This window comes from Oscillibacter sp., assembly GCF_031978065.1.
GTDB lineage: Bacteria > Bacillota > Clostridia > Oscillospirales > Oscillospiraceae > Oscillibacter.
This window is the reverse complement of record NZ_DALZCH010000097.1, coordinates 1-12,077: the sequence shown is the minus strand read 5'-3', so window position 1 is coordinate 12,077 and position 12,077 is coordinate 1. Positions and strand designations below refer to the sequence as shown.

The following is a 12,077-nucleotide window of genomic DNA, read 5'->3' as shown; positions in this document are numbered from 1 at the left end:
TCATAAGCATGCTCCGATCTGTTTGAAAAGCCTTTCACCAATAATACAAATGAGAGTACCGAAAGGTTACAAAGCATCCTCTTCATCAAAATATTTTGAAAACTAAAAAGCACTGAACTCAAACAGAGAGTCAGTGCTTTCAGACAGCAATGTCAATTTTAAAAAATGCAGGGTATAAAAGGTGTTTTCAGAGTTCCAGCGTTCCACCGTTTGATGGAGATGGTCACCAGCACATGGATTTATTTTTGACCAATTACAACAAACATCTGTTCATCATCAAATGTAAGCCATATCAATAATCTCATTTAGCGTCTCGGAGTTATTGTGGCAAATGGTATCCTCTTTTTCGCAAGTAATTGGAAAAGATATTATGGTTTATGACGGATTCCGTCTCTCCGCACTATATTGTATCGATTAAGTAGCATCACCAATGCAGGAATAAATACAAGCTGTAAGACAATTCCCGGAATACCGTTCGTTACTGCGCCTGATATGAAAATTATGGGCCCGGGAAGCTTTGCTGCGAAGAAGGTTGCAAGCACCCAAACAGCAAATCCTGCCACAATCCGTCCGGCAATCATGCTGCCAATAAGTGCTATGTACACATTCACTTTTAGTTTCCTGTACAAAAGGCTTGCAATTGTCCCGTAAGTCGCAAGTTCAAAAACCATGTAGGGCATAATTGGGAAAATGGGGGGCATCCCTGTAAAAACAGAGCTTAAAAATGGCGTCAAAGCGCCTACCGCAATTGCGTATGGAATACTTAGAAAAAAGCCTGCAAGCAACACAGGAATATGCATGGGAGAAAACGTGGACCCCATTCCGTATACATGAAATATGCCTGGCAGAATTAAACCGCTGGCAATAAAAAGCCCGGATAATATAATTTCTCTCAATGACTTGGTTTGCATAAAAATCCCCTTTTGAATTAGCTTTTTAATCTGAAAAGACAAGACCGCAAAAAGCAGCCGCATTCTGATAGCATCCCTTCGCAATTTGATTCCATAAATACACGTGTCAGAACCTTCGCAGCCGGGTTTTGCATTTGTCAATAATATACCATTGAGAGCATTTGGAGTCAATCATTGAAGCGCTTGCTTTAAGCGGATACAAACCGCATAGGGCAGACGCATAAAGTAAAAGGATTATTCAAATATCTGGAAATGCATGACGGACCTCGGGAAAACTCTTCCTGAGGTCCGTCTCATAGGTCTGTGGTAACTTCGGCTGTTATAAGAGCCTATATGAATTTGAGATTTTTGAAATTACACTTTATAAAAAATGTGAGGGATGCATATCCGGTGTGATGGTGTGGCCGAGGCGAGATACGATTACGTCTCCGAGGGAGCGGCAGCGCTCCGCGGCTCCGGTGCTTCCTTCGCGTCTCTGGCGGCAAACATATTGGCCACGATGGGGCCCACCACCTGATGAATCACGGTGGCAAGCACACAGGGAAGGATCGCCATGGTACCGGGAAAGGAGGAGTTTGCCAGCGTGCAGGCAAGGCCGCTGTTTTGCAGACCCACCTCCAGAGAAAGCGCGCGAACCTTGGCCTCATTGAAGTGGAAGACCTTTGCAATGCCATAGCCCGCGAGCAGTCCGAGAACGTGGTGAAGCAGCACGGCCATGACGCTTACGCCCACCACTGCCAGACCGTTCTGGGTGAAGCTGCTTTGGTTCGGGCCGACGCACATGCCGATCACCAGCAGAATGCAGACGGTGGAAACCAGCACCAGCAGCTTCTTCATCTGTTCCACCAGCTTACCGATGGCGGCGTGTACAGCCAGTCCCAGAAAGATGGGCAAAAGGACGATTACAACAATGGAGAAAAACATGCTCCAGAAATTGACCTCGACCCACTGTCCAGCCAGAGCCAACGTCAGCGCGGGCGTCAGCGCGGGAGCCAGCAGGGTGGTGCACATGGTAATGGTGATGGACAGGGGCACGTCGCCCCGGGCCAGAAAGGTCATGACGTTGGAAGCGGTTCCGCCCGGCACACAGCCCAGCAGCACCAGACCAACCGCCAATTGGGCACAGACCTCCGGCCCGCCCACGCCGGTCAAAGTCAGCAGCTTCGCAACCAACCAGCCGAAACCCGCCATGCACACATACTGACTGCAAATTCCAATCAGTACGTCCCGGGGACGGCGCAGAATCAGAGCGAAATCTTCTGCACGCAGGGTCATTCCCATGCCAAACATGATTACGCCCAGCAGCAGATTCACAAGACTGAGCTTTGGAAAGTAAGTGCCCATAAACGGCACCCACGCCAGATTGACGCTGACGCTGCCCGCCAGCTTCACCCACACCGAGGGAACGATCAGCGCAAACGCCGCCACGACGACAGCCAGCAGCGCCAGATTTTTGTTGAGAAGATCGGCAACACGGTTCATCGCTTTCATTGTACTCTCTCCTTTTAAATATGGCTATACGGCGGTTACCGCTCGGCAGCCAGCAGGGCCTTGCCTGCGGCGTCAGCGTCCCGCATAGCCTGCATGAATGCCTCTTTTGTGACGGGGTAGGGGGCCTTTGTCCACTCCAGTACGGTGGCGGCCTTGTCCGCGATGGTCTGAAGGTTTTCCTCCGACAGGTCAATTTCGCCCAGCGTGACGGGCAGACCGATGGAGCGGTTGAAGCGCATCACGCGGTCGCGTTCCTCAAACTGCTTGTCATAGGTCAGCAGGGTCAGCACGCCGAAGGCCACAATCTCACCGTGCAGATGCTTTCCACCGGAAGCGGGGACCATTGTGGCGCCGTAATAGACGCAGTGAGCCAGACTGCTGTTGTAATAATACTTTGTGGCGTCCGTGGTCAGGTTAGAAACGATGCCCGTGGACATCACGATGGCCAAGGAAACCTGCTCCAGCTCATAGCCGGGGGTGTTTTGACGGCACTGTTCCATGGCTGTGGCGCCGTATTGCACCATGGGGTTCGTGCAGGAGTGGGCGAGCTGGGCGCCCAGCAGAGTGGTGTGAAACAGCTTCTGCCCGCGGGAGGCCAGCTCTACCTCGCACTCCTTAGACAGCCCGTCGCCGATTCCGGCCCACAGCAGGGCCTCCGGCGCTTCCGCGACGATTTTCGTGTTCAGGAACGTATGCTCCGGACAGCGGGTGGGGTAGAAGTAATCCCGGAAGGTGTCGTCGGCATTGTAAAACACGCCGATGGCAGTGCAGGCCGCGCAGTTGGAGGCGATGGTGGGGAAGGTGAACAAAGGCTTATCCAGATGCTCGGCCACGGCCTTGCAGGTGTCTACCGCCCGTCCTCCGCCCACGGCGAAAAGCATATCGGCGGATTTGACGGCGTCCAGCGCTTCCAGCGCGGCGGCATTTTCGTAGGTGGCGTTGTCGCCGTACCAAACAGGCTCGGACAACGTGAGCGGCGAGCCGCTCAGGGCCTCCTTCAGCGGCTCGTATGCTTTGGAAAGCGCGGTTTTGCCGCCAATCACGGCGGCGGTTTTGCCAAAGCGGCGGACAATGCCGTAAACGTCCTTGTAGCAGTCGGGGCCAACGCTCCAGGCGGGCAGGCAGTTGGTGTAGCTCATAGTAATTATCCTCCTAATTTTACGGGACAAAACAAAAACAGCTTCGTCCCAAAGTTTTACTTTGAGACGAAGCTGTAAATCAACTCCGCGGTACCACTCAAATTGCACGGCGGTGAAACCATGCCACTTTACAGGCTCTAACAAGCCCATGGCACTAACGCAGCCTGCGCGTGCGACTCTACTTACCAAAGTGTTCGGTCGCCGGCTCAGAAGGGATTGCTTGGACGATACCCGGTTACCTGCTTTCAGCATACGCAGGCTCTCTGTGGACCATCTTTCGTCGGCGTTCTTCGTCATTGCCTTTATTGTTCTTAAGAATAGCAAACTAAAGCGCTAAATGTCAATGGCGACATTGCCATAATTACAGTGCATCTGTTAAAAATAATTATGCAAAACACAACATTTCAGGCAAAAGCTTTCTTTTATCCGGCTCAATCAGTTTCGGCTGGCGCCTGTGCTCAAGCCGACGAAATCGCCGCATACTGAATGCGCAAAGGAATTGGCGGTTGACAACTATAACTAAATGTGTTATTATAAAAGCACTCAATATAATTTCTTGGTATTCGCATATTTTGTAGGACATTGTTTTGATGTTCCGCAAAATATGTGAGTTTTGTTTTTATTGGAGCGTTCACTACTGCAAGTCATAGCGTTCAAAGCGAAGCGGCTGGATAGATTGCCGCTCGTTAAAACTGGATGAATGGGTGAGTTAAAATCAATCTTGTACACGAACAGGTAAATCATCCGAAATTTGGAACCGGGACGATTATTGCTCAGGATTCGTCAACGATAACGGTCCAATTTGCGGAAGAGAGTGGATCAAAAAAGTTTTTTTATCCCGCGGCATTTAAGTCTTTTCTCAGTTTATGCAACCCTGCTGCAAAGGATCGAATGAACAATGAGATGAAGCTGACGCAGGCATTTGCGGAAATAGAGCTGAATAACCGCCTTGCGGAGGAAGAAGAAAAAAAGCGCGCCTTGCTGGAACAGAAGGCCGCCTTAAAGAAAAGAGCCCCTGCAAAAAAGAGCACCAAAAGCCCTTGACCCAGGGGGAAGAGACTTTATAAGCAGGATACTTAAAATTGATTGAAACGAGGAAATCCATGACAAATCAAACCTTTTCCCAACTCGCCCTTTCCGAGGAACTGCTGGAAGCGGTGACAGAGATGGGCTTTACGGAAGCCACCGATATTCAGGCGGAGTCCATCCCTCTGATCCGCACCGGCGTTGATATTCTGGCGCGTTCCCAAACCGGAACCGGAAAGACGGTGGCCTTCGGCATTCCCGCTGTGGAGTGCATTTCGCCTGATTCCCGGAATGTACAGGTGCTGGTGCTTTCTCCCACACGGGAGCTGGCACGCCAGTGCGGCGGGGAAATCCGCAAGCTGGCCCGTCACCTTCCCTATGTAAACGTTGCCGATATCTTTGGCGGCGGAGACTATCGGGGGCAGTTCCGGGAATTGCAGTCTGCCAACGTGGTCATTGGCACTCCGGGCCGGATTATGGACCATATGCGCCGCGGCACCCTGAATCTGAGCCATTTGAAAATGGTGATTCTGGACGAGGCCGACGAAATGCTGAACATGGGCTTCCGGGAGGATATCGAGGTCATTTTGCAGGATGTGCCGGAAACCCGGCAGATCGTTTTGTTTTCCGCGACCATTCCGGAGGAAATCCTGACCATTGCCCAGCAGTTTCAGCGGAATCCGGTTCGCGTTGAGATCAACCGGGAACAGATTACGCTGGAAAATATCCGGCAGGTCTACGTGGAAATTCCCCCGAAGAAGAAGCCGGAAGCACTGACGCTTCTGCTTCATTATTATCAGCCCTGCCGGGCCATCATTTTCTCCAATACCAAGACCATGGTGGACGAGCTGACCGAGCAGCTCAGCACTGCCGGATTCTCGGTGGAGGGTTTGCACGGAGATATGAAGCAGCTTCAGCGTACCACGGTGATGAACAGCTTCCGTCAGGGCCGCGTCTCCATTCTGGTGGCCACCGACGTGGCGGCCCGGGGAATCGACGTCAGCGACCTTGACTATGTAATCAATTTTGATATTCCGAAGGAACCCGATTCCTATGTCCACCGCATCGGACGGACCGGACGGGCCGGACGGGCCGGCACAGCGGTGACCCTCTGCTGCGGACGGATGCAGGTGATTCAGCTTCAGCGGCTGGCCGCGCGCACTCGTTCCGGCATCGAGGCGATTTCCCTGCCCAGAGTGTCCGACATTGAGCAGGTCAGCCGTGAACGGACCCTCAAGGAGCTGGAGCTGGCCATGAAGTCGGAACCCCTTCCTTTCCATACGGAAGTGGTGGAGGAGCTGATTCGGCGCGGACATGCGCCGGAGCGCATCGCCGTCACGCTGCTGGGCCTTTCTCACCTCCATGACACCAAGACGCTGGAGGACCTGAGTGTCCCCACGCCTTCGGGAAAAAAAGCCAGGGTGCAGGAGCGCCGTCCTATGGCCTCCTTTGTAATCAGCATCGGATCGGCCAGCAGAACCACGGAGCGGCATATCGTCGGCGCTGTCACAGAGCGGGCGGGCATCAGCTCTCACGACATCGGTAAGGTGCAGATTTCCGAATCCTTTACCACCGTTCAGGTTCCCGCCGACCTGCTGGAAGAGGTTATGCGGGCCATGCGGGGGTGCAAAATCTGCGGCAAGCCGGTCCATGCAATGCCCGTTCCGGAGCAGCAGATCCGAAAGAAACCTGTGCATCTCGTCGCTGGCAAACCTTGGGCCAAAAAGGCGAAACATCGTACCTTTGGCGCGTAAACATGCGCCCGGTGTATTGATCGCTGCGGACAGCAGCCGCTGCAATTGCTATATCAGATAAAGCACTTTGGTTTTAAGCGCATTATTTTTAAAGAAAAGGCCCTCTCCGGAAGGAGAGGGCCTTTTGCTTTGCAAAAAGCTTTGGGCGGGAGCTTGACCATTTGCCAGCGTCTTTTAAAAGAAGCTTTCTGTTAAAAATGAATTGGGATCATAGCTCCGTTGCCTGATCCACATAAATTTGACAGGCGGCCTTGAAGCTAATCTGAACGCGCTTACCTTCCAGTCCAAGCGTAAGCGGCCCCTCATAGGCGGCTGCTTCAAGTATGCAGACAGAATTTCCGATTTCAACGCCGCTGGTTTGAAGATAGTCCAGCAGCTCCTTTTCCTCGGTAACCCGGCGGATATGAGAGGGTACACCCACGGGGAGAAGGTTTAGCGGCTGCATCGGAACCGTGTCCACCTGCCCGTCAGGATGGGGAATCGCACTGCCGTGGGGACAGTACGCCGGGAAATTCAAAAAGTTGTCCAGACGGGAGATCAGCCGGGGGGGAGTGATGTGCTCTAACAGCTCCGCGTCCTCATGGGCCTCGCTCCAAGAGTACCCCAAATGGCGCATGAGAAACACCTCCCAAAGGCGATGCCCGCGCACCAAAGAGATGGCGGCGCTCACACCGCCGTCCGTCAGGCGAGAGCCTTTGTAGGGCTCATAATGAATCAGCCCCTCCTTTTTCATTTTCCCCAGCATTTCCGTCACCGAGGCGGGCGAAATCTGAAGAGCTTCCGCAATCTGCTTATTACTCACCAGATTTTTCACACCGCCTAGCTTATAAACGGCTTTCAAGTAGTCTTCTTTATTCGGCGTCATATCGTTTCCCTCCGCTTTTTCGCAATTGCACTGCACCGTGCCGCTGGAAGTCCTATCCTGCAAACAGCTTTGCAAGCGTGCCAAACAGCAGAACCAGAGCGATTGCAGTCAATATCGGAATCTTACGAAGCAGCAGCCGTTTTATATAAGCATCCATAGCTTCTCCATTCGTTATCCACACGTCGTTGATTTTAGGCATACCTAAATATATTTTAAGTATATGCCAAAACACGTCTGACTGCAAGGGCTTTTTAAAAAATATGAAGGCAATATCGCCTGCACCTTCCCGTTTGGAAACGCTTCGCCACTTCGTGCGGCGTTTCAATCTGAATTTTGCATTGCTTTCCCGTTTTTGTGAGACGCTCCATGATTTAAGCGGTGGTGCCAGTCTTTCTGGCGACTGGGAAGATGTGCGCATCTGATTACGCGAGTGATTGCCAATTGTAAACAATTTGCGTCTTTTGTCACGGAGGACTTGCTTTCCGAAAATATGTGGGATATAATGGCATTACATTAGTTAGCAATAGCTAACCAAAATTAATTCAGGAGGTTTAAATATGTACACACAATATAAGCTGCCTTATGCTTACGACGCTCTGGAGCCGCACATTGATGCGCTGACCATGGAGACGCATTATTCCAAACATCATGCCGCATATACGAAAAACCTCAACGACGCGGTGGCAAAGGCCGGCGTCAATAAGGAAATTGAAGAGCTGCTGCGCTCGCTGGGGGACATTGAGGACCTCGCTGTTCGGCAGGCCATCCGCAACAATGGCGGAGGGTTTTACAACCACAACCTTTATTTCTCCACCATGGGGCCCGACGGTGGGAAGGAACCCACGGGAGCCTTCTCAAAGCTGCTGGAGCAGGAATTCGGAAGCATTTCCGCTCTTCAGGACAAGCTTGGAGCATTGGCCACGGGCCAGTTTGGTTCCGGCTGGGCATGGTTGTCCGCCAATCGTGATGGAAAGCTGGTGCTTTCCTCCAGCGCGAATCAGGACAACCCCCTCATGGAGGAAATGGGCTATGTCCCCATTCTGGGCATCGACGTGTGGGAGCATGCGTATTACCTCAAGTATAAAAACCTGCGTGCCGACTATGTGAAGGCGTTTTACAACGTTGTTCGCTGGGATACGGTGGCGGAGAACTATGAGCGGGTAAAGCGGGGAGAATAACCGTCCCAGCTGCCCTGCAAGCGATAAAATAATAATAAGGAGGAGTGCTTTATGAGCGCAAACTTGTATGAAAAAATGAACGTATACCTTGCCAATCAGGAGGTTGCCTATATCAAGCTGCACAATCTCCATTGGTATGTAAAAGGGCGGAGCTTCTTCACCCTCCATACCAAGCTGGAGGGTCTTTACGACCAGACCGCGGTCATCATTGACGAGGTGGCTGAGCGACTGCTGGCTCTTGGGCAATCCCCGGTGGCCAGCCTGAAAAAGGCGCTGACCATGACCACCATTAAGGAGCGGGAGGACGTGCCTGCTTCCTCGGAGGACACCATGCGGAGCCTTATGTCAGACGTGGAATACTGGATTCGGGACACAAAGGAGATTGCGCAGCTCGCGGACGAGGCGGGCGACGGCGCCACGGCCGATCAGTTTAACGGCTATTTGAGCGAATACCAAAAGCTTTTGTGGATGCTTCAGTCTTATCTGGGATAGTCGGATTTCTCCATACCGGAAAAAAATACAGAAAACAGTACGGCTTTCATGGTCGTACTGTTTTCTTGTGTTAACAGGCAGGTTGGCTCGGACTTACATAAAAATTTTAAAACGTTGGAAAAACAACGTGGATAATTACCCTGCCGTGGTATACTTCAGATATAAAAAACAGATACAAGCGAAGAGCAGACAAAACCAAACAGACCTGAAAGGAAGGCTTTTATGGCAAATTATTTTAAGGTGACGGACAGCATTTACGATATTACGGAGAAATACCCGGAGCTGATTGCCTTTTTGGCGGCCAACGGCTTTGAGCCGCTAAAAAACGAGATGATGAGAAAAACGCTGGGCAAAACCATTTCACTGGAAACAGCCCTGCGCAGCAAAAAAATCAATGTGGAGCTGTTTGTGAAAAAGCTGGAGGACGCAATTGAGCAAAGCCAGTACAGCGTTTCCACGGGACTTACCCAGATGAAAAAGGAAACCGGGGCCGATGTACGCATCGAGGGCGTGCTGCCCTGTCCCATCCGTATTCCTCTGCTGGAGCGGTTTGAAGGCTGGTTTAACGAAAAGAAGGACAGCTTTGGCTTTGAAGTGGATTACAGCTTACAGGCCGCCAGCATGGGCCTTGACCACATCAAGGCGCGGGTGCTGGAGGCGGGCGGAAACCCTGAAGGACTGTCCGATCTGTACCTGTCGGCGGGCTTTGATTTGTTTTTCGACCAGACACTGATGGGGCAGTATCGGGACGCGGGAGTATTCGAGGAGATCTCCGGCGTGGAGCATTTGAACCCGGATTTTGAAAACGAGCGCCTGAGCCTGAGGGACCCGAAAGGGCAGTATGCCATCATCGGCGTGGTTCCCGCCATTTTCATGGTGAACACCGCCGCGCTGGGGGAACGGCCCTGCCCTGAAAGCTGGGAGGATTTGCTCCGCCCGGAGTTTGAAAACAGCGTGTCTCTTCCCACCCGGGATTTGGATTTGTTCAATGCGCTGCTGCTGCACATTTACCGCTATTACGGCAAAGAGGGCGTCACCAAGCTGGGCCGCGCCATGCTGCGCAGTATGCACCCCGCCCAGATGGTGAAATCCCACATTAAAAGGGGAGAGAACGCCGTTCCCGCCGTGACCATTGCTCCCTATTTCTTCACACAGATGCTGGATTCCAAAGGCCCTATGATTCCCGTGTGGCCCAAGGACGGCGCGATTGTCAGCCCCATTTTCCTTCTGGCAAAGGGTGCGTCCAAAGAAAAGATCAAGCCCTTTGTGGACTTTTTGTTCTCAAAGGAGGTGGGGGAGGTCTTCACCTCCGGGGGCAAATTCCCCTCCACCAATCCGCTGGTGGACAATGGCCTGCGTCCTGATCAGGGCTTTATGTGGCTGGGGTGGGACTATATCCACCAGCATGACATCGGGCAGTTGATCAAAACCACGGAGGAGCTGTTTTTTCAGGCATATAAGGAGGATTGAATATGAATCTGACGATTTTTTCAGGCCCTCCCTCGTCGGGGAAGACCTCGGTCATTTTGAAAACCATCGCGTCTCTGCAAAGCCGGGACATCCGGGTGGGCGTGGTGAAATTCGACTGTCTGTATACCGACGACGACGTGGCCTATGAAAAGGCGGGCGTGCCTGTGAAAAAGGGACTTTCCGGCGCGCTGTGCCCCGACCATTTCTTTGCGTCCAACATCGAGGAAATCGTCCGCTGGGGAAACCACGCGGGGCTGGATTTGCTCATCAGCGAATCTGCCGGACTGTGCAACCGCTGCTCGCCCTATATCAAGGACATCAAGGGCGTGTGCGTCATTGATAATCTTTCCGGCATCAACACGCCGAAAAAAATCGGACCCATGCTGAAGTCCGCTGATCTGGTGGTCATCACCAAGGGGGACATTGTTTCTCAGGCGGAGCGGGAGGTGTTTGCCTCCCGGGTCAGCTCAGTGAATCCAAAGGCCGTCACCATGCACGTCAACGGCCTGACGGGCCAAGGGGCCTACGAGCTGGGAACCCTGATTTACGACGAGTCCCAGAAGGTGGATTCGGTACAGGGGATGCAGCTTCGCTTTCCCATGCCCGCGGCGCTTTGCTCCTACTGTCTGGGAGAAACCCGCATTGGCGAGGCGTTCCAGATGGGCAACGTGAAGAAAATGGACTTGGGGGTGGACGGCAAATGATGGACTTGAGCATTGCCCGCCTGTTGGCGGAGTATCCTTACGCGGCGGCGTATTTCGAGCAGAATAAGCTGGACGTCTCCGGCTATGAAGAGATGACCTTTCCCCAGTATTTAGAGCATTTCACGCAGGACGAGCTGGAGGATCTGGCCATTGACCGGGAAAAGCTCCTCTCTGACCTTGAGGTATTTATTGCCCAGATGCAGGAGTTTCTGGGGTTGGGCGCGTCCAATCAGGTGCACTCGCTGACCATTCTTCCCGGACATGACAAGTCCGGCGGAGCAGAGGGCTTTGAGCGGTTCACAATTCGCGCCTCCGAAATTGTCTCCATTGTCGGCCCCACCGGCTCGGGAAAAAGCCGCCTGCTGGCGGATATCGAGTGGGCCGCCCAGAACGATACCCCCACCGGGCGCAGCATTTTAATCAACGAGGAGGTTCCCGACAACAAGTGGCGGTTTTCCTCCAACAACAAGCTGGTGGCCCAGCTTTCACAGAACATGAATTTCGTGATGGATTTGACCGTCCGGGAATTTTTGGAGCTTCACGCCCAAAGCCGTCTGCGGGAGGACCCGGACGCAGTGATTGACCGCATTATTGAAGAGGCCAACAACCTTGCGGGGGAGCAGTTCCGCATGGACACTCCCGTGACCAGCCTTTCCGGCGGACAGTCCCGGGCGCTGATGATTGCGGACACCGCAATTTTGAGCTCCTCACCCATCGTACTGATCGACGAGATTGAAAACGCGGGCATTGACCGAAAGAAGGCACTGGAGCTGCTGGTGGCCGAGGACAAAATTGTGCTGATGGCGACCCACGACCCGCTGCTGGCTCTGATTGCCGACAAGCGCATCGTCATTAAAAACGGCGGCATCAGCAAGGTGGTTGAAACCAGTCCCGAGGAAAAGACCCTTCTGGCGGAACTTGAAAAAATGGACGCCGTGGTCCAGCACGCGCGGCATAAGCTGCGCAGCGGAAGCGCGCTTTCCGCCGCTGACTTAAATCGGCAAGGGGCTGGGCAGTAAGGTGCCCGTAATTAAAAACAGGGGCGAT

The 12,077-nt window shown here is 52.9% G+C and carries 12 protein-coding genes; 7 read left to right on the top strand and 5 right to left on the bottom strand.

Going from position 1 to position 12,077, the window contains the following annotated elements; all coding sequences use genetic code 11:
• Positions 1-368 precede the first annotated feature (368 nt).
• The 3 genes from RTK01_RS13025 to RTK01_RS13015 all read right to left on the bottom strand — a co-directional run bounded on the left by RTK01_RS13025 (position 369) and on the right by RTK01_RS13015 (position 3,541).
• On the bottom strand, positions 369-974 hold the full coding sequence (locus RTK01_RS13025; RefSeq protein WP_312281395.1) for an ECF transporter S component: 606 nt from the start codon (positions 972-974) through the stop codon (positions 369-371).
• Positions 975-1,331: 357 nt separating this feature from the next.
• Positions 1,332-2,402 carry a bile acid:sodium symporter family protein gene (locus RTK01_RS13020; protein ID WP_312281394.1) on the bottom strand — a complete coding sequence of 357 codons (1,071 nt, stop codon included), beginning with the start codon at positions 2,400-2,402 and terminating at the stop codon, positions 1,332-1,334.
• A gap of 35 nt (positions 2,403-2,437) precedes the next feature.
• A complete protein-coding gene (locus tag RTK01_RS13015; RefSeq protein ID WP_312281393.1) occupies positions 2,438-3,541 on the bottom strand; it encodes an iron-containing alcohol dehydrogenase family protein in 1,104 nt (367 codons plus the stop codon).
• 891 nt (positions 3,542-4,432) lie between these two features.
• On the opposite strand from RTK01_RS13015, the gene RTK01_RS13010 reads away from it, so the two are divergent.
• Both RTK01_RS13010 and RTK01_RS13005 read left to right on the top strand, forming a co-directional pair.
• A complete protein-coding gene (locus RTK01_RS13010) occupies positions 4,433-4,585 on the top strand; it encodes a hypothetical protein (RefSeq protein WP_294856055.1) in 153 nt (50 codons plus the stop codon).
• Positions 4,586-4,644: 59 nt separating this feature from the next.
• On the top strand, positions 4,645-6,321 hold the full coding sequence (locus RTK01_RS13005) for a DEAD/DEAH box helicase (RefSeq protein WP_312281392.1): 1,677 nt from the start codon (positions 4,645-4,647) through the stop codon (positions 6,319-6,321).
• A 208-nt stretch (positions 6,322-6,529) separates the two neighbouring features.
• Here RTK01_RS13005 and RTK01_RS13000 read toward each other — a convergent pair whose 3' ends face one another.
• Both RTK01_RS13000 and RTK01_RS12995 read right to left on the bottom strand, forming a co-directional pair.
• Positions 6,530-7,186 carry a metal-dependent transcriptional regulator gene (locus RTK01_RS13000; protein ID WP_312281391.1) on the bottom strand — a complete coding sequence of 219 codons (657 nt, stop codon included), beginning with the start codon at positions 7,184-7,186 and terminating at the stop codon, positions 6,530-6,532.
• A gap of 52 nt (positions 7,187-7,238) precedes the next feature.
• Positions 7,239-7,637: a hypothetical protein gene (locus RTK01_RS12995; protein WP_312281390.1), complete on the bottom strand. Its 399-nt coding sequence runs from the start codon at positions 7,635-7,637 to the stop codon at positions 7,239-7,241.
• Between the two features lie 106 nt (positions 7,638-7,743).
• Here RTK01_RS12995 and RTK01_RS12990 point away from each other — a divergent pair, with 106 nt between their 5' ends.
• The 5 genes from RTK01_RS12990 to RTK01_RS12970 all read left to right on the top strand — a co-directional run bounded on the left by RTK01_RS12990 (position 7,744) and on the right by RTK01_RS12970 (position 12,049).
• Complete coding sequence (locus RTK01_RS12990) at positions 7,744-8,364, top strand: superoxide dismutase (protein WP_312281389.1); 621 nt, start codon at positions 7,744-7,746, stop codon at positions 8,362-8,364.
• Between the two features lie 51 nt (positions 8,365-8,415).
• The gene (locus RTK01_RS12985; protein ID WP_312281388.1) at positions 8,416-8,856 is read left to right on the top strand and encodes a DNA starvation/stationary phase protection protein; all 441 of its coding nucleotides are present in this window, start codon (positions 8,416-8,418) and stop codon (positions 8,854-8,856) included.
• Between the two features lie 222 nt (positions 8,857-9,078).
• Positions 9,079-10,326: an ABC transporter substrate-binding protein gene (locus RTK01_RS12980; RefSeq protein WP_312281387.1), complete on the top strand. Its 1,248-nt coding sequence runs from the start codon at positions 9,079-9,081 to the stop codon at positions 10,324-10,326.
• A gap of 2 nt (positions 10,327-10,328) precedes the next feature.
• Positions 10,329-11,030, top strand: a complete 702-nt coding sequence (locus RTK01_RS12975; protein ID WP_312281386.1) for a GTP-binding protein — start codon at positions 10,329-10,331, stop codon at positions 11,028-11,030.
• Positions 11,027-12,049, top strand: a complete 1,023-nt coding sequence (locus RTK01_RS12970) for an ATP-binding cassette domain-containing protein (RefSeq protein ID WP_312281385.1) — start codon at positions 11,027-11,029, stop codon at positions 12,047-12,049. The genes RTK01_RS12975 and RTK01_RS12970 overlap by 4 nt, the downstream gene beginning before the upstream one ends.
• The last annotated feature ends 28 nt before the right edge of the window (positions 12,050-12,077 follow it).

What these genes read in the sequence shown, in the direction of transcription:
- RTK01_RS13025 (WP_312281395.1), bottom strand. Translation starts at nt 974, where the DNA reads ATGCGGCTGCTTTTTGCGGTCTTGTCTTTTCAGATTAAAAAGCTAATT.
- RTK01_RS13020 (WP_312281394.1), bottom strand. Translation starts at nt 2,402, where the DNA reads ATGAAAGCGATGAACCGTGTTGCCGATCTTCTCAACAAAAATCTGGCG.
- RTK01_RS13015 (WP_312281393.1), bottom strand. Translation starts at nt 3,541, where the DNA reads ATGAGCTACACCAACTGCCTGCCCGCCTGGAGCGTTGGCCCCGACTGC.
- RTK01_RS13010 (WP_294856055.1), top strand. Translation starts at nt 4,433, where the DNA reads ATGAACAATGAGATGAAGCTGACGCAGGCATTTGCGGAAATAGAGCTG.
- RTK01_RS13005 (WP_312281392.1), top strand. Translation starts at nt 4,645, where the DNA reads ATGACAAATCAAACCTTTTCCCAACTCGCCCTTTCCGAGGAACTGCTG.
- RTK01_RS13000 (WP_312281391.1), bottom strand. Translation starts at nt 7,186, where the DNA reads ATGACGCCGAATAAAGAAGACTACTTGAAAGCCGTTTATAAGCTAGGC.
- RTK01_RS12990 (WP_312281389.1), top strand. Translation starts at nt 7,744, where the DNA reads ATGTACACACAATATAAGCTGCCTTATGCTTACGACGCTCTGGAGCCG.
- RTK01_RS12985 (WP_312281388.1), top strand. Translation starts at nt 8,416, where the DNA reads ATGAGCGCAAACTTGTATGAAAAAATGAACGTATACCTTGCCAATCAG.
- RTK01_RS12980 (WP_312281387.1), top strand. Translation starts at nt 9,079, where the DNA reads ATGGCAAATTATTTTAAGGTGACGGACAGCATTTACGATATTACGGAG.
- RTK01_RS12975 (WP_312281386.1), top strand. Translation starts at nt 10,329, where the DNA reads ATGAATCTGACGATTTTTTCAGGCCCTCCCTCGTCGGGGAAGACCTCG.
- RTK01_RS12970 (WP_312281385.1), top strand. Translation starts at nt 11,027, where the DNA reads ATGATGGACTTGAGCATTGCCCGCCTGTTGGCGGAGTATCCTTACGCG.